Origin of the sequence: Thermoactinomyces sp. CICC 10735 (genome assembly GCF_016055175.1) — a bacterium.
GTDB classification, from domain to species: Bacteria; Bacillota; Bacilli; order Thermoactinomycetales; family Thermoactinomycetaceae; genus Thermoactinomyces; species Thermoactinomyces vulgaris.
Window position 1 is genome coordinate 338,708 of record NZ_JAECVT010000002.1, and the last position, 18,313, is coordinate 357,020.

Annotated in this window: 21 protein-coding genes; 6 read left to right on the forward strand and 15 right to left on the reverse strand. The window is 47.8% G+C overall.

Annotation, left to right across the window (positions count from 1 at the left end; all coding sequences use genetic code 11):
- Positions 1-19: 19 nt before the first annotated feature.
- A complete protein-coding gene (locus tag I8U23_RS04900) occupies positions 20-541 on the reverse strand; it encodes a YqeG family HAD IIIA-type phosphatase (RefSeq protein WP_037994600.1) in 522 nt (173 codons plus the stop codon).
- Between the two features lie 75 nt (positions 542-616).
- Complete coding sequence (locus I8U23_RS04905; RefSeq protein ID WP_037994601.1) at positions 617-805, reverse strand: hypothetical protein; 189 nt, start codon at positions 803-805, stop codon at positions 617-619.
- Between the two features lie 170 nt (positions 806-975).
- Between I8U23_RS04905 and I8U23_RS04910 the strand changes: the two genes are divergently transcribed.
- Complete coding sequence (locus I8U23_RS04910; RefSeq protein WP_198050792.1) at positions 976-2,214, forward strand: MFS transporter; 1,239 nt, start codon at positions 976-978, stop codon at positions 2,212-2,214.
- 122 nt (positions 2,215-2,336) lie between these two features.
- Here I8U23_RS04910 and I8U23_RS04915 read toward each other — a convergent pair whose 3' ends face one another.
- The 3 genes from I8U23_RS04915 to I8U23_RS04925 form a co-directional block, all read right to left on the reverse strand.
- Complete coding sequence (locus tag I8U23_RS04915; RefSeq protein WP_198050793.1) at positions 2,337-2,927, reverse strand: DedA family protein; 591 nt, start codon at positions 2,925-2,927, stop codon at positions 2,337-2,339.
- Positions 2,928-3,070: 143 nt separating this feature from the next.
- Positions 3,071-3,514, reverse strand: coding sequence for an SACOL1771 family peroxiredoxin (locus tag I8U23_RS04920; protein WP_037994607.1), 444 nt, complete (start codon positions 3,512-3,514; stop codon positions 3,071-3,073).
- A gap of 134 nt (positions 3,515-3,648) precedes the next feature.
- Positions 3,649-4,752: a M24 family metallopeptidase gene (locus I8U23_RS04925; RefSeq protein WP_198050794.1), complete on the reverse strand. Its 1,104-nt coding sequence runs from the start codon at positions 4,750-4,752 to the stop codon at positions 3,649-3,651.
- A gap of 173 nt (positions 4,753-4,925) precedes the next feature.
- Between I8U23_RS04925 and I8U23_RS04930 the strand changes: the two genes are divergently transcribed.
- The gene (locus tag I8U23_RS04930; RefSeq protein WP_037994609.1) at positions 4,926-5,114 is read left to right on the forward strand and encodes a hypothetical protein; all 189 of its coding nucleotides are present in this window, start codon (positions 4,926-4,928) and stop codon (positions 5,112-5,114) included.
- Positions 5,115-5,172: 58 nt separating this feature from the next.
- Here the strand turns inward: I8U23_RS04930 and I8U23_RS04935 are convergent, their stop codons facing one another.
- The gene (locus I8U23_RS04935) at positions 5,173-6,345 is read right to left on the reverse strand and encodes a pyridoxal phosphate-dependent aminotransferase (protein ID WP_198050795.1); all 1,173 of its coding nucleotides are present in this window, start codon (positions 6,343-6,345) and stop codon (positions 5,173-5,175) included.
- A gap of 95 nt (positions 6,346-6,440) precedes the next feature.
- Here I8U23_RS04935 and I8U23_RS04940 point away from each other — a divergent pair, with 95 nt between their 5' ends.
- The gene (locus tag I8U23_RS04940; RefSeq protein ID WP_121874196.1) at positions 6,441-7,226 is read left to right on the forward strand and encodes a carbon-nitrogen family hydrolase; all 786 of its coding nucleotides are present in this window, start codon (positions 6,441-6,443) and stop codon (positions 7,224-7,226) included.
- Positions 7,227-7,275: 49 nt separating this feature from the next.
- On the opposite strand, the gene I8U23_RS04945 is transcribed toward I8U23_RS04940, so the two are convergent.
- The 6 genes from I8U23_RS04945 to qoxA form a co-directional block, all read right to left on the reverse strand.
- Positions 7,276-8,046, reverse strand: a complete 771-nt coding sequence (locus I8U23_RS04945; protein ID WP_049720365.1) for a TatD family hydrolase — start codon at positions 8,044-8,046, stop codon at positions 7,276-7,278.
- A gap of 96 nt (positions 8,047-8,142) precedes the next feature.
- Positions 8,143-8,979, reverse strand: coding sequence for an aldo/keto reductase (locus tag I8U23_RS04950; RefSeq protein WP_037994617.1), 837 nt, complete (start codon positions 8,977-8,979; stop codon positions 8,143-8,145).
- A gap of 124 nt (positions 8,980-9,103) precedes the next feature.
- Complete coding sequence (gene qoxD / locus I8U23_RS04955; protein WP_037994618.1) at positions 9,104-9,403, reverse strand: cytochrome aa3 quinol oxidase subunit IV; 300 nt, start codon at positions 9,401-9,403, stop codon at positions 9,104-9,106.
- A 2-nt stretch (positions 9,404-9,405) separates the two neighbouring features.
- Positions 9,406-9,990 (reverse strand): cytochrome aa3 quinol oxidase subunit III, encoded by a 585-nt coding sequence (qoxC, locus tag I8U23_RS04960; protein WP_037994620.1) that lies wholly within the window; start codon positions 9,988-9,990, stop codon positions 9,406-9,408.
- A gap of 19 nt (positions 9,991-10,009) precedes the next feature.
- Positions 10,010-11,953 (reverse strand): cytochrome aa3 quinol oxidase subunit I, encoded by a 1,944-nt coding sequence (gene qoxB, locus I8U23_RS04965; protein WP_255517021.1) that lies wholly within the window; start codon positions 11,951-11,953, stop codon positions 10,010-10,012.
- Between the two features lie 26 nt (positions 11,954-11,979).
- The gene (qoxA, locus tag I8U23_RS04970; protein ID WP_049720367.1) at positions 11,980-12,867 is read right to left on the reverse strand and encodes a cytochrome aa3 quinol oxidase subunit II; all 888 of its coding nucleotides are present in this window, start codon (positions 12,865-12,867) and stop codon (positions 11,980-11,982) included.
- Positions 12,868-13,205: 338 nt separating this feature from the next.
- On the opposite strand from qoxA, the gene I8U23_RS04975 reads away from it, so the two are divergent.
- On the forward strand, positions 13,206-13,781 hold the full coding sequence (locus tag I8U23_RS04975) for a TlpA family protein disulfide reductase (protein ID WP_052186670.1): 576 nt from the start codon (positions 13,206-13,208) through the stop codon (positions 13,779-13,781).
- Positions 13,782-14,027: 246 nt separating this feature from the next.
- Positions 14,028-14,255 carry a hypothetical protein gene (locus tag I8U23_RS04980; RefSeq protein ID WP_037994623.1) on the forward strand — a complete coding sequence of 76 codons (228 nt, stop codon included), beginning with the start codon at positions 14,028-14,030 and terminating at the stop codon, positions 14,253-14,255.
- Between the two features lie 111 nt (positions 14,256-14,366).
- Here I8U23_RS04980 and I8U23_RS04985 read toward each other — a convergent pair whose 3' ends face one another.
- A complete protein-coding gene (locus I8U23_RS04985; protein ID WP_037994624.1) occupies positions 14,367-15,401 on the reverse strand; it encodes an acyltransferase in 1,035 nt (344 codons plus the stop codon).
- A gap of 404 nt (positions 15,402-15,805) precedes the next feature.
- Here I8U23_RS04985 and I8U23_RS04990 point away from each other — a divergent pair, with 404 nt between their 5' ends.
- Complete coding sequence (locus I8U23_RS04990) at positions 15,806-17,191, forward strand: peptide MFS transporter (RefSeq protein ID WP_037994627.1); 1,386 nt, start codon at positions 15,806-15,808, stop codon at positions 17,189-17,191.
- A 36-nt stretch (positions 17,192-17,227) separates the two neighbouring features.
- Here I8U23_RS04990 and I8U23_RS04995 read toward each other — a convergent pair whose 3' ends face one another.
- Both I8U23_RS04995 and I8U23_RS05000 read right to left on the reverse strand, forming a co-directional pair.
- Positions 17,228-17,527 carry an AzlD domain-containing protein gene (locus I8U23_RS04995; protein WP_037994628.1) on the reverse strand — a complete coding sequence of 100 codons (300 nt, stop codon included), beginning with the start codon at positions 17,525-17,527 and terminating at the stop codon, positions 17,228-17,230.
- A complete protein-coding gene (locus I8U23_RS05000; protein WP_198050796.1) occupies positions 17,520-18,236 on the reverse strand; it encodes an AzlC family ABC transporter permease in 717 nt (238 codons plus the stop codon). Before I8U23_RS05000 ends, I8U23_RS04995 begins: the two co-directional genes overlap by 8 nt.
- Between the last annotated feature and the right edge of the window lie 77 nt (positions 18,237-18,313).

An 18,313-nucleotide genomic window follows, 5' to 3' on the forward strand; every position in this document is an offset into this window, starting at 1 on the left:
CTTTCTTGTCCGTTTCTTTTCAACTTTTATGAATATCCCAGGGAATCAACCCCTTCTTTTCCAACAAATGAAAGACAAACCGTTCGACCCTCCGGTTTATTCGCGTGAAAAACCCGTCGACTTCGGAAACCGGCACCACCAAGATGGTGAAAAAGCCCATCCGGTTTCCGCCCAGCACATCCGTCAACAACTGATCCCCGATCACAACCGTTTCCTGTTTGGAAACCCCCAACTCTTTGAGCGCGCGGCGAAACGCAGCAGAAAACGGTTTTTTGGCCGCATGAATATAAGGGATTCCAAGCGGATCAGCAAATTGGGAAACCCGGGTTTTGGTATTATTGGATACGATCATCACTTTTAATCCCATTTGTTGCACTTCTTTCAGCCACTCCACCAACTCCGGGGTGGCATCGGGGCGTGTCGATTCCACCAAGGTGTTATCCAAATCCACAATGACTGCCTTGATATTGCGCTTTTTCAGTGCGGCAAAATCAATCTCATAGATCGATTGAACATACAAATCAGGTATCATTTGTTTCAACAAAGGCTACACCGTCCATTCAAAGCTTATCGGCAAATAATATATCACAGGCATAAAACTGTTTTCAAAAACTCCTCACCGGTCCAAATTCGCTTCTTGCTCTTTCCCGATTTTCTCTTGTTCCTCCAAAACGGCTAGGAACAAATCGGCATCGGATAAATATTGAAACCATGCAATCACTTCATCCGCATCTTGATCTATCACATTATACCCTTTATCCTCCAAAAGTTCACCGACCCGTTCAATCACATATCTGGAACGCATACCGATCCTCCTAATTTTTTTGCGATTTTCCATTTCGATTTTACTTCGAGTCCCAAGCACATTCAACCAAATCATCGGATAAATCGCTGGTACACCGCCCTTGCTAATGTTATAATTTTATTTGTATAGCAAATCTTTTTACAAAAAATATATTCCATGAGGTTCAGGCGATGGATTATTCATACTCATTCAAATTTTTGTGGTTGGGACAATCTTTGGCTAATTTGGCGGATTCATTTTACATGCTGGCCATTGTCACCCTGATTTACGGAAAGACGGGATCTGCCGCGATATCAGCTTTCATCCCGGTCATTCGCATCATCGCCAAGTTTATCAGCGGCATCATCTCGCCTCTGTTACTGGAACGTTACCGGCTGCTCCCTTTGCTCATCACTTCCCAAGGGAGCCAGACCCTTTTGTTGGGACTTTTGATCTTGAGCATCGATTGGTGGAAGGACTCCGCGTCATTGACGCTCGTCATTTGGCTGTTTATCATTCTCCTTGCTTTTTTTGACGGATGGACCAACCCGGCAAGAAATTCACTGGTTCCGCGTCTGGTCACCAAAGAGCAACTGGTGAAAGCCAACGGCCTTTTATCCACTTCGGACCAAACCGTCTTGCTGGTCGGCTGGGGAGCCGGAGGGTTGTTGGTTGAATTGCTTGGGGCCCATCAGGTGCTTTGGCTGACTGCCGTTTGTTTTCTCATTTCCACCCTTTCTTTGTTTTTCATTCATGATCCCCATCACAAAGAAAGGGTTTCGGCTGAAAAAACATCTCACCGGAAAGCGATGAAAGAGGGTTGGCAGCTGTTATTCAATCATCCGGTTCTGAAAAGGCTTGCAGCGATCGATTTTCTCGATTACACCGCTTCATCGGTATGGATCGGCGCCATCACCCTGACTTTTGTCGACAAAGTGTTGCACGAGCAGCATACCTGGTGGGGGTTTATCAACAGCAGTTACTTTTTGGGCACGATGATCGGCGGAATGTTGGTGATTCGTTACAGCCACTCCATTGAAAAAAGATTATACAAAATATTAATATTTTCAGGTTTTGCTTCCATCTTGTTCAAACTCATTTTCGGTTTCGTCACGTTCCCTGTCATTTCGCTCATCACCATCTTTTTGCTCGGTTTTCCCTATCAGGCAAAAGGCGTGGCCAAAAAGACACTGTATCAACTCCACACCACGCTGGACACCATGCCGAAAGTATTTTCGGCGCAATATGCGTTATGTTGTGTTGCATACGGCACTTCCTGCTTTTTGATGGGCTGGGTTGCCGACCACTTTTCCGTGCAATGGGTTTATATCATCGCCGCAGTCGCCAGCACCGTTGCCACCTTTGTCTCTTATCCGCTGAAAAAGTTCGAGGCACGAACCATTCCGGTCCGTTCCCAATCGATGCCCTGAGGAAAAAGGAGCGGGATATTCCCGCTCCTTTTTATTCTCAAATCCTTTCAATTTTTTCCATCTGACAGGGTGCATCCGTCATCGTCACCGCCGAATCCGTCATTCATTTTCTGCATTCTTTTTCAGATGTGTTGTTTCTGTTCTTTGTTTTTTTTTAAGTAATACCACAAAATAAAGGCTACAGCGAACACCAGGATAATGGTGATCATCACTCCGACTTTTCGGGTCATGGCAAGAAAATGTTCAACCGTTTCCAAACTCCCGTAATTTCCGATAAACAACAAAAGCGTATTCCACGGGAACACACCCAGATAACTCAAAAGCCCGAACCGCCAGATGGAAATATCGCTGATGCCGGATATATAAGAGATATAATTCCCAAATCCGGTGGGACGTGTCAGGGTGATGCTCCACTCTCCGTACTTTTGGAACCATTCCTGGGCTTTTTTCACTTTTTTCTCATCAAATTTCTTCTGGGTTAAATTCCCCAAATATTTCCCGATATAATAAGGAATCAAACTGAACACGACGTAAACCAGACTGTTTAGCGCACTGATCGCCACCAATTGCCACGTACTCACATCCATCAAATACCCGTAAATCAAAACAAAAGTCGCCCCGGGAAACGGAAGTGATGAAGCTTCAATCGCCGTTGCTGCAAAAAGCCCCCATACGCCACATTTCTCCAGAAAGTCCAATGCCGTTTGCAGCATATCTCCACTCCTCATTGACTATATGTTTCAAAGCCAGCCGCTCTGATTTTTTCTCGAAATAAAAAACCGAACCTTATCAACAATTCGATTTCATTATAACATACTACAAATAGAAGAAATAAACATGAATGAAACCGGCTTATCTAATGCTTGACGACCTCCGCTTCCACTTCCAACCGTACATTCCCCCGAAGCGCATTGGAAATCATGCAATTCTTTTCGGCCAACTCCACCGCCCGCTCGATTTTTTTCAGCTCTTCGTCCGTCGTTCCTTCTTCCAAAATCAATTTCGGGCGATGAATGATCGCTTCAAAGGTGAATTTTTTATCCACATGGACAATGCCTTCGGTTTCCAGCGACAATTCACGAACCGGCATGTTTCCTCTTTCAATCATCGCCGCCAACGTGATGAGATAACACGTGGCGGCCGCACCGATCAACATTTCATCCGGATTGGTTCCGACACCGGGGCCGTCCATCTCTTTTGGAATGGAAATCGTCTGTTTCAAGTTTCCCGCTTCAATCGTGCCTTGCCCGTTTCTGCCTCCATCCCAGCTTGCCTTCAAATGAAAATGATGTCGTGCCATTTTTCATCACCTGTCTTTTTAATATGAAATCATCTGCATCAATGGTTCGTTACTTTCAGCTTCCACCTTCGTTTGTTAATAAATCCATTTTAACAAGAATCAAAACCAATACCAGTGAACAACCCTTGAAAGTCTCACACAAAGATCAGGTCTTTGGGGAAGGAAGTCAACAGTTCCGCGCCGTCTTTGGCAATATAAACATCGTCTTCAATCCGGACCCCGCCGACTCCGGGAACATAAACCCCCGGTTCAACGGTAAACACCATTCCTTCTTTCAGAGGATGGTCATTTTTCCCGTGAAGGGAAGGATATTCATGAACACTGATTCCGAGCCCGTGCCCCAACCGGTGCGTGAAATAAGCCCCATAGCCGGCATCGGAAATCTTTTTCCTGGCGATTTGATCCAGATCACCCATGCGCACACCGGGCCGTGCCGCATCGATGGCGGCTTGTTGCGCTTCCTGGACAAGCAAATAAATTTCCCGTTGTTTGGAACCGGCCGATCCAAACGCCACCGTCCGGGTGATGTCCGAACAATATCCGTTCCAGACGACCCCCAGGTCAAACAATACCAAATCCCCTATTTTCAGGCGGTTCAACTCCGGATTTCCGTGCGGCAATGCGGTTTTCTCGCCAAATAACACCATGGTGGGAAAGGACATGGCGGCGACGCCTTTTTTCTTCATGGCAAGTTCAATTTGTGCCACGATGTCCATCTCCGTACAACCCTCTTTTAAATGCTCAATCCCGACTTGCACCGCTTCATCCGCCAAGCGGGCCGCTTCCTTCAAAATCTGCCGTTCCCGCTCATCTTTGACCAAACGCAATTGGTTCAGCGTTTCGTCCAAGGAGCAAAACCGGACTTCTTCCGCCAGGGTTTGAAGTTCTTGGGACCTTGCGTAGGAAACCACATGTTCTTCGATCGCGATATTTAGACGGTTTTTGAAAGAACGGCGGCTCCACTCCTCACGGATCAATGCCCACGGGTCCTCCGCATCATCATAGCCGATCACGTGACCGGTCCAACCTGCTTCCCTCGCGGCTTGTTCTTCCATTTTCGGACAAACCAAAAAAGATTCCGCTTCTGGAAACACAAATAACCCCAACAATCGTTCATGGGGGTGGCACATAAAGTTGGTGAAATAATATACATTCTCCGGCGAATGGACAAAAGCCGCATCGATTCCTCCGGCTTTCAGCCAGTCCGTCAACCGGTCGAGTCGTTGTTGTTGGATCATTTTTTCTCCCTCTTTTTTAATCAAATCATACCACAACCGAACCTTTTCCAACAAATTAACCGGTCAAGCCCGTCATTTGTCAAAAAATTAATGGTTTCGATTGAAAAAATAAGGGAATATATAGTATTTATAAAATATTATGATTTATCTTGCTGTGAAGGAGGACACCTGCCATGAATCATAACGGATACTTGTGTGAACATTGCGGGAAAGAGGAAGCCAAATATGAAGCGCGTTTTGTTTTGGAGGGAAAAAACATTTTGCTTTGCGAACGTTGTTTGAAACACTTTGATTCATCACATTGCCCGCCGGTATTTCACACCGAAGCCGGTTGGGATTGGAAAACGCAAAAAAGGGCTTAATCCCCGCAGAATAAAAAGGGGCTTCCCGGGGAAAACGCCCTTTTTCCATTGGCCCTTTTTAAAAAATCCCCAACCGGCCGATCCGGTGAGCCGCCTCTTGCAGACGTTCTTCCGAGGTCAACAATCCGACCCGGACATACCGGTCTCCCTGCTGTCCAAAGCCCACGCCCGGAGCGACGACCACGTGCGCTTTTTCGATTAACAGATCGGAAAACGTCTCCGAATCATATCCTTCGGGGACCGGAAACCAGCAAAAGAAGGAGCCTTGCGGTGCTTCCACCTTCCAGCCGATTTCCCTCAAATGACGGATAAAGAGATCCCGCCTTCTTTCATACATCCCGACCAATTCACGCACACAGTCTTGCGGCCCCAAAAGCGCTTTGGCCGCTGCTTGTTGAATGCCGCCAAACAAGCTGCAATAAAAGTGATCCTGGATCAGGTTGATGGACCGGATCACTTCTTCATGCCCGACAGCAAAAGCGATTCTCCAGCCGGCCATGTTGTAAGTTTTGCTCATGGTGTAAATTTCAACGCCAACGTCTTTGGCCCCCGGCGTTTGCAAAAAACTGCGGGGTTTCTGCCCGTCAAAACCGATGGCGGAATAAGCAAAATCATGAACCACCAAAACATGATGCCGTTTGGCAAAACGCACGGTCTCTTCAAAAAACGCCGCATGGGCCAAAGCACCCGTCGGATTATTGGGATAATTGAGAAACATCAATTTTGCCCGGTCCGCACTTTCGCGGTCGATTTGCCCGTAATCCGGCAAAAACCCGTTTTCTTTCAAAAGGGGCATCATGTACATCCGGCCGCCGGCCAAGGCAATTCCCGACCAATAATCCGGATACCCCGGATCGGGAACCAATGCCACATCCCCCGGATTTAAATAACACTGCGAAATTTCAACCAATCCGGTTTTTCCCCCGAACAACACCGCCACTTCTTTCTCCGGAGCCAGCCGTACCCCGTACTCGCGATCATAAAATTGGCTGACGGCTTCTTTTAAAAAAGAAAAACCGTGAAACGGCGGGTATTTATGGTACTTGGGATTTGAAGCCGCTTCTTGCAGTTCCTTGACAATATGGGGAGGTGTGGGTTGATCCGGGCTTCCCTGTCCCAGATTGATCACATCATGACCCGCTTCAACCGCCCTCCCCACTTTTCGGACCAGTTTGGCAAAAAATTGCTCCGGCAATCGTTTTAAGGCATCAGCTTGTTCAAATCTCTCCATCCTGACCACATCCCGTCTATCCAAATATTCTTGAAAATATATTGAATTATGTTATATGTTAAAAGAAAATCTGTCAAAGGATCTGGAGGAAAACCATGCAAAAAACCGTTGCCTTGATTCAAATGGACATTGCCTACGGACGGCCGGAAGCCAACCGGAAAAAAGTGGAGGAAAAAGTCGCGCAGGCGATGGAACAACAACCGGATTTGATCATGCTTCCGGAACTTTGGGACACCGGATACGATTTGACAAGGCTGGATGAAATCGCGGATGACCACGGTCAAACCAACAAAGCCTTCTTGCGGGATCTCGCCCGAAAACATCAAGTGGCCATCATCGGCGGCTCCGTTTCCAACCGGGAGGAAACCGGTACGTATAATACATTGTATGCCTTCGATCCTGCCGGCAAGCAGACGGGGGAATACAAGAAAGTGCATTTATTCCGTCTGATGGAAGAAGAAAAATATCTGAAAGCCGGCGATCAGGAAGGGGTCTTCCCATGGGGCGACCTGTTGTGTGCGGCAGCCATTTGCTATGATATCCGCTTTCCGGAATGGATCCGGAAAATGGTGCTCCGCGGCGCCCATGTGTTGTTTGTGCCGGCCGAATGGCCCGGGCCGCGGCTTTCTCACTGGCGTCACCTTTTAATCAGCCGCGCGATTGAAAACCAATGTTATGTCGTCGCTTGCAACCGGACGGGAAAAGATCCGAACAATACATTCGCCGGCCATTCCATGGTGGTGGATCCGTGGGGAGAAGTGATTGCAGAAGCCGGAGAAGACGAAGAAATTCTTTTTGCTGATCTGGATTTGTCCTTGGTGCAAAAAGTCCGTTCCACCATTCCGGTCTTCACGGACCGCCGGCCGGAACTCTATGAATAAATAATATCCGCTGCTTCGCGAGTCTCTTTTTCAAAAAAAGGGACTCTTTTCATGAAATCCGCAAAAAGCGCCGGGTGTTTTCCCGCACTTGCCCGGCAACTTTTTCAAACGGCAATCCTTTCAACCGGGCCAGCTCTTTCAAAACCGCCCAAACCATCGGGGGTTCGGTTCGCTTGCCTGCAAATGGATGTTCAAAAGGCCAGGGACCGTCGGTTTCGGCCATGATCCGCTCCAGCGGATAACTCCGGGCCACTTGACGCGTTTTTTCATTGTAAAGGAGGTCTGGCGTAAAAGAAACATAATATCCGGACTTCTCCATCCGTTTTAACGTCTCCGGATCGGTTTTCAGCCAATGAAAATGAACACGGCGGATGGAAGTTTCCTCCAGCAAGTCGCAAATCAGCGGCACGTCTTCATGCACCCCGTGCAAAATCACCGGCTTGTCCCACTCATCCGCCCATTTCAACAGGGTTTGCAAGATGTGGAGATATGCCGGCTTGTCAAATGGCTTTCCTTCTTTTTTCCGCTCACGTTCCAGATAATAGGGAAGCCCCGCTTCACCGATGGCATCGATCTCCTCCCGGTGGGCATTCAGAAATGAAAACCACTTGTCACGGTCAAAACAAGGCGGCTGTTCCGGATGAAAACCGCAAGCGGCAAAAACCTTGCCCGGAAATCTTTTCTTCAGTTGCAACGTGCGCCGGCTGGACGGAAGATCCATCGACACCGCGATCACCCCTTCCAACCGTGCGTCGGATAAAAACCGCTCTATTTCCGAATCCTCGTATTTCTCCAAATGAATATGCGCATCCCAATACACTTTTGATTCCTCCGTAAACATAAAAAAAGAAACAGGCGGATCCGTTTTTTGATCCGCCTGTTGGCCAAACGTTTTTCCCCTCCCGCGGCGGCCGGATTAAAAATCAAAGTTGTCCGGATCCGGACCATACCGGTGATTCTTGTTCAGTGCATCCAACTTGTCCATATCTTCCCGGCTCAACTCAAAGTCAAACACATCTGCGTTTTCTTGGATCCGATGCTCTTTGACTGATTTGGGAATGGTCACGACCCCGTGCTGCAAATCCCAGCGCAATACGATTTGGGCCGGGGTTTTTCCGTATTTTTCCGCCAACTCCTTGATCACATCCACCCGGACCACTTCGCCTTGCATCAGAGGACTCCATGCTTCCAATTGAATGTTTTCCTCATTGCAATAGGAAAGCAGTTCTTTCTGGGTCAAATAGGGATGAAACTCCACTTGGTTCACCATGGGTTTGACTTTGGCATCCGACAGTAAATCTTTCAAGTGGTGAACTTGGAAATTGCTGACCCCGATCGCTTTGACCAATCCGTCTTCGTAAAGTTTCTCCAAGGCTTTCCAGGTTTCTTTATATTTCCCTTTCACCGGCCAATGGATCAAATAAAGATCAATATATTCCAACCCCAGTTTCTTGCGGCTTTCTTCAAAAGCTTGAAGCGTCGACTCATAACCTTGGTCATCATTCCAAACTTTGGTGGTGATGAACAGGTCTTCTCTTGATACCCCGGATTCTTTGATGGCTTTTCCGACACCTTCCTCATTTTTGTAAACCGCTGCCGTGTCAATCAACCGATATCCGGTTTGAATTGCCGCTTTGACTGCGTTTTGCACTTCTTCACCGTCTTTGGCTTTCCAAACCCCCAGTCCCAACCGGGGCATTTCCACACCGTTTGCCAGTTTGACTGTGTCTGAAAGCTTTTTGGGGTTTGCCATAATATCCCTCCATCTTTTTTTCGATGCCTTCTCATTTTAGTCAATGCAAAATGATCATGCAAACGATCATATGAACGTTTAAAGCGAAAAAAAGACCCACCAGCCGGTGAGTCATCCCTCATTTTTACAAATGCATTGTATTATAAAGCATGATCCAAACGGAACCTGCCACCACAACCACCGCAATGAAAACGGCAAACCACATGTTGATAACCTGAAAGAATTTCACTCTTCCTTCGGTGAGGTGCATGAAGAAAATGAGCTGAATGATGAATTGCACGAAGGCCAGAGCAAAAATCACCGTGATTTTGACAGACTCGGAAAACGGCGCTTTGAGCGTCACACTGAGTGCGGCAAAGGTCAAAAGGAGTGACAACAGGAAACCGATAATATGCTGTTTGGGCGAAAGATCATGTTGTTTCATTGTCACATCACTCCCATCAAATAAACCGCCGTAAAGATAAAGATCCACACAACATCAAGGAAATGCCAGTAAAGACCGGTTATAAACGCTTTTCTCGCCGTCATGGGCGTAAAACCGCGGCGGGAAATCTGCAGCATGACCGCCAACACCCATACAATCCCCAAGGATACATGCAAACCGTGCGTCCCGAGCAAGGTGAAAAAGGCAGACAAAAATGCACTGGTTCCGATGGTTGCCCCTTCATTCACATACGCGATAAACTCATGAATCTCCATGTAGAGAAAGCCGAGACCCAGCAAAAGCGTGACACCCATCCATGCCATAAATCCCTTCTGCCGATCCTTTCTCATTTCCAACATGGCAAGCCCGCACGTAAAGCTGCTGGTCAAAAGAAGGAGCGTTTCCATCATAAATTCTTTGACTTCAAAAAGCTCCCGCGAGGACGGGCCGCCCGCCGTCTGATGATGATAAACCAAATACGCGGCAAACAACGTGGCAAACAAAACAACTTCCGCCCCCAGGAAGATCCAGAAGCCGAAAATTTTCATCCGGCCTTCCTTCGTTGAATATTCCAAAGGCATCTTCATTCCCTCCTTCTTCCTTTGATCAACCGGCCCTTAAATCTTTTTCAATTTCTTCCACCTGGATATAATGATCGGCGTCATAATCGTTGAACGTGCGCCACAGCATCGATCCGAAGATTCCCAACAAGCCGATGACCACCAAGAGATACCATTCAAAAACAAACCCGAATCCGGCAACAAACATGAACGCCGCAAAGATGACCGGCATTCCGGTGTTATTCGGCATATGAATCGGTTGAAGCGGCTCGTCGCTGTCTTTGCGGTTTTCTTTTTTCCGGTACCAGAAGTCATCCTGCTTCTTCACCACAGGAATGCGGGCAAAGTTGTAATGCGGAGCCGGTGACGGAATGGACCATTCCAACGTGCGTCCGTTCCACGGATCCCCGGTCGTATCCCGCTCGCCGTAACGCGCACTGTAATAGATGTTGTAAGCCAGGATGAGAAAACCGATTCCCATCACGAAAGCGCCCACGGTGCTGATAAAGTTGCCCGCAGTCCAACCCGCTTCGGCCGGATACGTGTAAATGCGCCGCGGCATCGCCTGGAAGCCCAGGATATATTGCGGGAAAAAGCAAAGATGAAACCCGATGAAGAAGGTCCAAAACGACCATTTCCCCAGCCGCTCGTCCAGCATATGCCCGAACATCTTCGGCCACCAGTAAGTGAGTCCCGCCATACATCCGAAGACCGTTCCGCCGATTAATGCATAGTGGAAGTGGCTGATCAAAAAGTACGTGTTGTGGAATTGGTAATCCGCCGCTGCTGCCGCCAGCATCACACCGGTGATCCCGGCGATCAGGAAGGTGGGAATAAATCCGGTTGCCCACATCATCGGCGTGGTGAATTCAATCCGTCCTTTGTGCATGGTAAACAGCCAGTTAAAGATTTTCACACCGGTCGGAATGGCAATCAGCATGGTGGTGACGGAAAAGACCGAGTTGATCCAAGGTCCGGAACCCATGGTGAAAAAGTGGTGAACCCACACGAGAAAACTCAAGCCCGTGATCAAAATCATCGACCAAACCATGGCGCCATATCCGAAGAGCCGTTTTCTGGCAAAAGTCGTAATCACATCCGAGAAAATCCCGAATGCGGGCAAAATCACCAGATACACTTCGGGATGTCCCCAAATCCAGAACAGGTTGGCCCACATCATCGGCATACCGCCGCCGTCAATGGTGAAGAAATGGGTGCCGAACAGCCTGTCCATGCTGAGCATCGCCAAAGCAACGGTTAAAACGGGAAACGCAAAGACAATGATGACAGATGCAATCATCGTCGACCAAGTAAACATCGGCATTTTCATCAGTTTCATTCCCGGTGCACGCATCTTGATGATCGTGACGATAAAGTTGATCCCGGTCATCAAGGTGCCGATCCCGGATATTTGAAGTCCCCACAGATAGTAGTTGATTCCGGGGCCTGCGCTTAAATCATTGCCTGCCAGCGGAGTGTAGTTGGTCCATCCGGCATCCGGAGACCCCCCAATGACAAAGGACAGGTTGAAGAGCATGGCTCCGGCAAAAAACAGCCAGAAGCTGACCGCATTCAACACGGGGAACGCAACGTCCCGCGCACCGATCTGAAGCGGAACGATGATATTCATCAAACCGATCAGAAACGGCATGGCCATAAAGATGATCATGATGGTTCCGTGCGTCGTAAAAATCTCGTTATAATGCTGGGCATTGAGAAAATTCATATCGGGCAGGGCCAATTGGGTCCGCATCAACAGTGCGTCCACCCCGCCCCGGAAAAACATCAACAACGCACAAATCAAATACATAATCCCGATTCTTTTATGATCCACCGTGGTTAACCATTCTTCCCACAGCCAACGCCACTTTTTAAAGTAGGTCAGCACAAACAGAATTCCCAATGTGACAAGAACAATGGATATCTCCGCAATGACAATCATCGGTTCATTGGTAATCAAAAACGGGTCCGGTATCTTAAACTTGAACAGATCCACTTCGTTAGCCCTCCTTTGCTCTAATGGTGGCTTCCATGGCTACCGTGATGATCAGTGCCTGCGGAGCCCTGATGATCCGATCCATGGGCATTTGTTTTTTCTTTTTCTTCCGGGAAAGAAGAGTAAGTTTTCTCCTCCACCAGTCCCGGTTCGAGCAACTGCTGATACTCCGTCTCCGTCATGGCCGGTGCAGATTTTTTCACGCTTTGCACCCATTGATCAAAGTCCGGAGCCTGAACGGATTCCACATCAAAGGTCATATGCGTAAATCCTTCACCGGAAAAATTGGCGCTTCTGCCCTGATACACGCCCGGCCGGTCCGCCTCCAGCCACAAAACCATCTCCATATCCGGCATCGTGTACTCTTGTCCGCCCAATTCAGGGATCCAGAAAGAGTTCATGGGCCCGACCGCATTCAATTCGAATTTGACCGGCACCCCGGCCGGAATCTTCAAGTGGTTGACAGTGGCAATCCCTTGTTCCGGATATTTGAAAATCCATTTCCAGTCAGCCGATGTCACCTCGATCACCATCGGTTCCTTGTGAGGACTCGGGGATGTTTCCAAGTCAAACGTGGCCTTCACCGTGGGGACGGCCAACAAGGCGACAATCACCACCGGGATCAAGGTCCATACCACTTCAAGCTTGCGGCTTCCCTCAATATCCGGCGGCTCGTAACCTTCGTTTTCCGGCTTTGCTCTGTATTTCACAATCATGTAAACAAACAAGACGGAAACCGCGACGAAAATAATCATCATCAAAATCACAGACCACAAGATCAAGTCATACTGTTTTTGTGCCACGGGACCTTGCGGATTCAAAATGCCTGTTTTCATCGAACAGCCCGTCAACAGAAACAGGAACAATCCCGTCAGCGGCATCCATCGCAGCAGGCGCTTTTTATTCATTGCTGATACCCCATCCTTCCTTGCGTAAATAAACATCATCGCCTGAATACAATAGAAAGAATATTTTTACAAACAATGGATAATTGCTTACGGTTTTTACTAGAGACATTGTATAGAAAAAAATGTGCAATTGATCACATGAAATATGACATTTCCGTAAATCTTTTCTTGAAAATGCCAGGAAAATGATGGTTACTCATAAAATTTTTTGTTTTTCGGCCCGATTCCGCCGGTTGTTGTTTATATTTTTATAAAAACTTCCCATCTTCGTTCTCCTTTCCTTTTTCCGTGCCGACCGCTACAATAGGGATAAATTGACGGAAGGAGCTGACACGAGGATGGACAAGAAAAAGCCGCTGCTTCAGATCTCCCTTCTGCTCATCCTGGCCGTCCTGACCGTTTATGCGATCTGGTCTTTCAGGAGTTCCCCCTCCAAATCCCAAAACCCGCAAAACATGACCGCCGAAGAATATATTGCGTCCCATGCGCTTCCCAAACAGTCCCAAGCGCCGGGATTTGAGCTGCCCGGCATTTTTCAAGAGACGGTCCGGTTTTCCGCGGACTCCGGTAAACCCGCGATCATTAATTTTTGGGCAACTTGGTGCGAAAACTGCAAACGGGAGATGCCGCTGTTGGAGAAGGTTTACCAATCCAAACAGGATCAAGTCCAAATCATCATGGTTCACACCACGCATCTGGACCGGAAAGAGGCGGCACAACAATACATAAAACAGCATGGCTACACCTTCCCGGCGGGTCTGGACACGGATGGCCGGGTTTCCGATCTTTATCGCGTGTCGGCCTTGCCCCAAACGTTTTTCATCGACAAAAACGGGCGCATCATCCACCACCAAATCGGCGAACTCACCCCAGCCGTGTTGGATCAACAACTTTCCAGGCTGATTGAACCGTAAAACACAAAAAAAGCGGGATCTCCGCGGTTGGGAGATTCCGCTTTTTCATTCGGTCTCAAAACCGAAATATACAAATAAGAAGATAAAAAATTAAGATTAGCAAATATTTTTATCTAATTCCCATAATTCATTGCATCAAACGGCTTCTATTTCTTATACTTGTACTAGATACCTGTGAATCATCGTTCACCAACCGCCCCCGACGGATCAACGGGTTCGTATTCAGAAGATCGGAGGAAGATCAAGGTGAAGCGTAAAATTGTTTTGAAGTTGGATAACAACGCCAAACAGATTTTGTTGCACGCTTTAAAGAAACATAAGACTTTGCGAAAGGTGGAATTGAAGCGAAACCCGGACAACAGCTGCCCTTCCCTTTATTTTGATGAAGCGAAAATTTTGGAAGATTTGGCGAATCAAGTGATCGAACAGTGGAATCAAGCATTGCCCAGCATCCCTTCCACCCCTCGCAAATAACCGGTTCAAGGCGATGTGTTACCGCATGGCACCGCCTGATTCAAAACATCCGTCCCGTCGTTTCGCTCCGGCAAAGGGAATCCGTTCAGGATTCCCTTTGCATTTCCCGTATTATTTTCCCGTGATCAGATAATGGTAGGGAAGACGCTTCATCAGCTTGGCCAATCCCAAGGAAAAAAGCGTCACGACGAACAACATGATGAAAAACTCCGTCCAGGAGGCAGCGGGGAACAGCTTGGAACTGACTTGGCTCCATAAGTTTAACAACATCGGATGAATCAAATACAGGCCAAACGAATATTTCCCCAACATATACATCCAGGAAAACTTCCATTTGCAAAACATCTGATACAGCAGCATCAGCGTGCAAATCGAATAAGCAAAAACCGAATAATTAAAGAAGCCGGTGTGTTTGCGGACGAATCCCTCGATCATCATCGCAACGGCCGAGGCCAGATAAAAGAGGACCGTCGCCGAAAAAGGGATTTTTTTGACATATTGGTATACCTGGTCGGCATGTTGGCCGATCCAACCGCCCAGACAAAAGTAGAATAACCAAACCGGAAAGTAATACATGGCATTTTGGTTATAGGACGCAAGCCACGGCAACTTGTCCACCACTTCCCACCAAGTCATGCTTCCGGCGATCACATTCACGAGCAGTGAGAAGGCAACCACCGTGATGCCTCCAAACTTGCGGAATGCCCAGATCAAAACGGGAAGCAACACATAAAATTGAACCATGACCACCAAGAAATACAAGTGATAATAGGCACCTCCCGTAAAAATCGCCTCAATGCTTTTGATTCCCGGCCCGGGAGCGGTTTCCGGATGAACCATTTTTCCGTAAATCAGATAGATGACCGACCAGATCAGATAGGGAATCAGGATATACATGGTGCGCTTTTTAAAGAAGCTTTTGACCGGAAACGGTTCATTGTCATAGTACCGGTAGAACAAAAACAAGCCGGAGATCATAAAGAAAACCGGAACACAAAACCTGCCCAACTGATTGATCGCAAAAAACACGCCCCCGTCTGTCAATTGATGAAATGAACGCATGCTAAAAGCGGTTACATGAATCAAAATCACGGCCAAAATGGCGACGCCTTTCATGTAATCCGCTTCTTCAATTCTTTTTTTCATCCCGATCCTCCTCTTGCTGCAAAACATTTCCCCAATCCTTAAGACACAGCCAATGCACTGATAAACAAAAAAATGATCCCTAAAAGGGATCATTTCATCTTCATCTCCAGCATAACATATTTGCCCGCAACAATTAATAGTCAGAAAAATTTGTCCATAAGTTTTAAATATTCATCCAAGATCTCTTCCTCGCTTGGCAATCTTTTTCCCAATCATTAACCTTTGACGAACAGAAATATTTCCTTTAAAATTTTCAAAGATAATATTCGATGTTTTTTCTATAATTGTTCCAAAATTTTAACGACAAGCCTTTTTTCTGCTGGATTTTTATTTTTTTCCAAAGTATTTCACCTAATCAATCAACCAGCCAGGCAATCAGGCAACATTCAAGGAGGGATCATCACATGGAAGCAGCAGTGGAAATTGAAGAAAACATAGCGGAATCGGCACCCACGAAAAAACATCCTCCCGGACTCAAACTGCTTTTTTTCACGGAGATGTGGGAACGATTCAGTTACTATGGATTGCGGAGTTTGTTGATCTTGTATTTAACCGCCAGTCTGGTCAGCGGCGGTTTGGGATTTGATCCTGCGACCGCATCGATGATTTACGGCTTTTACACCGGCGCTTGTTATTTCACACCGCTTGCCGGCGGCTGGCTGACCGACCATTTCATCGGAAAACGCCTGGCCATCACCATCGGGGGTGTCACCATGGCGCTCGGAAACCTGGTGCTGTTCATTAACCAGAGTCAGGCGGCGTTATATATCGGACTGGCGCTGATCATCCTGGGGAACGGTTTCTTTAAACCCAATATCTCCACCCTCTTGGGCGAACTTTACAGCGAACAAGACAAACGGCGCGATGCAGCGTTTACGATTTTTTACATGGGCATCAACCTGGGCGCCTTGTTTGCCCCGCTCATTTGCGGTTTTTTGGCCGAAGATTTCTTTAAAACCACCGTCAACGGAGTGGTGCAATACGGCTTTAAATACGCTTTTCTTGCCGCTGCCATCGGAATGATCGCGGGACAACTGGCTTTTAACCTGTTGGGAAAACGCTATTTGGGGGACATCGGGATGAAACCGGCCGGCAAGAAAACGGCCGCCAATCCCAAAGCCAACGAACCGTTGACCAAAAAGGAAAAACAACGGACACTGGCCATCATCCTCATCACTTGTTTTGTCGTCTTTTTCTGGGCCGGTTTTGAACAAGCAGGAAGCTCCATGACGCTTTACACCCGGGACTTTATCGACCGGACCCTCTTCGGATGGGAAATCCCCATTTCCTGGTTCCAATCGGTCAACCCGTTGTTTATCATTCTGCTGGCACCCTTGGTTTCCATGCTGTGGACCAAACTGGCCAACTCCAAGCGGGGAGATTTGCCCGTTCCCATCAAAATGGGGCTGGGAATGGTTCTTTTGGGCACAGGCTTTTTGATTCTGATGGCTGCCGTGCTTCAAACCGGCAGTGATGCGGAACATATCACGGTCAAAGCCAACCTGCTGTTTATTGTGTTCACTTATTTGTTCCATACCTTGGGAGAACTTTTCTTGTCTCCGATCGGGCTTTCCTTGGTCAGCCGCATTGCGCCGGTCAAACTGGCTTCGCTTCTCATGGGAGTCTGGTTGGCCAGCACCGGGGTGGCCAATATCTTGGGCGGCCAAATCGCTGCACTGACCACATCGTTCGGCTTCATGGAGATTTTCGCCATCATTGGAGGACTGGCCATCTTCTTCGGCCTCTTGTTGATTTCCATCAACCGCATCCTGGTGCGGATGATGGACTGACCGGAAAAAAGGGAGGGAACCAGGTTCCCTCCCTTTTTATCCGCCTTTTAAAATCATGACCGTTAAAATCGAACCGGCAATCACCAACAGAACCGGGGCGCGAAAAACCGCCAACAGGGCGGCGACCAGACCGCCGATCAGTCCGGTGGAAGGATTTTCGGCATCCACGCTTAAGATCCCGGGAAAAATCAAAGCGCCCAGTGCAGCATAAGGAATGAAGCCCAACCAGTCATTCACCCGTTTGGGAAAAGTGAAGCGCCCGATAATGAGGACCGGCAACCATCTCGGGATCAAAGTCACCACTGCCATGCCGAGGATGATCAAGAATTCATTCATCAGTCTCCCTCCGTTTCAGAACCAAACCTGCCAGGCTTCCCAATACGGTTGCCAGCACAATCGACCAGCCGCTGCTTGTAAATTGGCTGAAAAGGTAACAAAGAAGCATGGAAAGAACGCTGATCAACCCGATTCTCCAGTTCTTCCGCACGGATGGCACCAACAGCCCGATGAACATGGCATACAAAGCAATGGACATGCTTTCCCCGATGACCGGCGGAATAAAATCCCCGAGGAGCGCGCCCGACAAGGTGCCAAAAATCCACGATCCGTAAGCGGTGAGCATCAAACCCGCCAAAAACCCGGGACCGGCTTTTTCTTTATGAAAAGAAGCCACACTGAACGTTTCATCCGTGATCCACGAAGACAAAACCCACTTCCATTGATTCGGGACGGATTTTATTCCGTTCATCAGAGATAAACTCATGATAAAATGCCTGAAATTTAAAATAAAGGTCGCCAAGATAATCTCCATTGCCCCCACTCCGCCTGCCAACATCGACACGGCCATGAATTGGCTGGCTCCGGCATAAACCATGACACTCATCAGCACCGTGTAATAAAGAGAAAGACCGGATTGGGTGGAAATCAGGCCGAAAGCAACCGCCACCGGGAGATAACCGATGACGATGGCAACGGACTTTAAGACTCCCTCCGCAAAACCCTGTTTAATCCCCCGCCATGCTTCATGCCCCTGCTGATTGATCATCTGCTTGTCCAATCCTTTCAAGCTGATTCAACAAAAGTTTTATTTATTAGTATATTATAAGTTGATATAAAAAGACA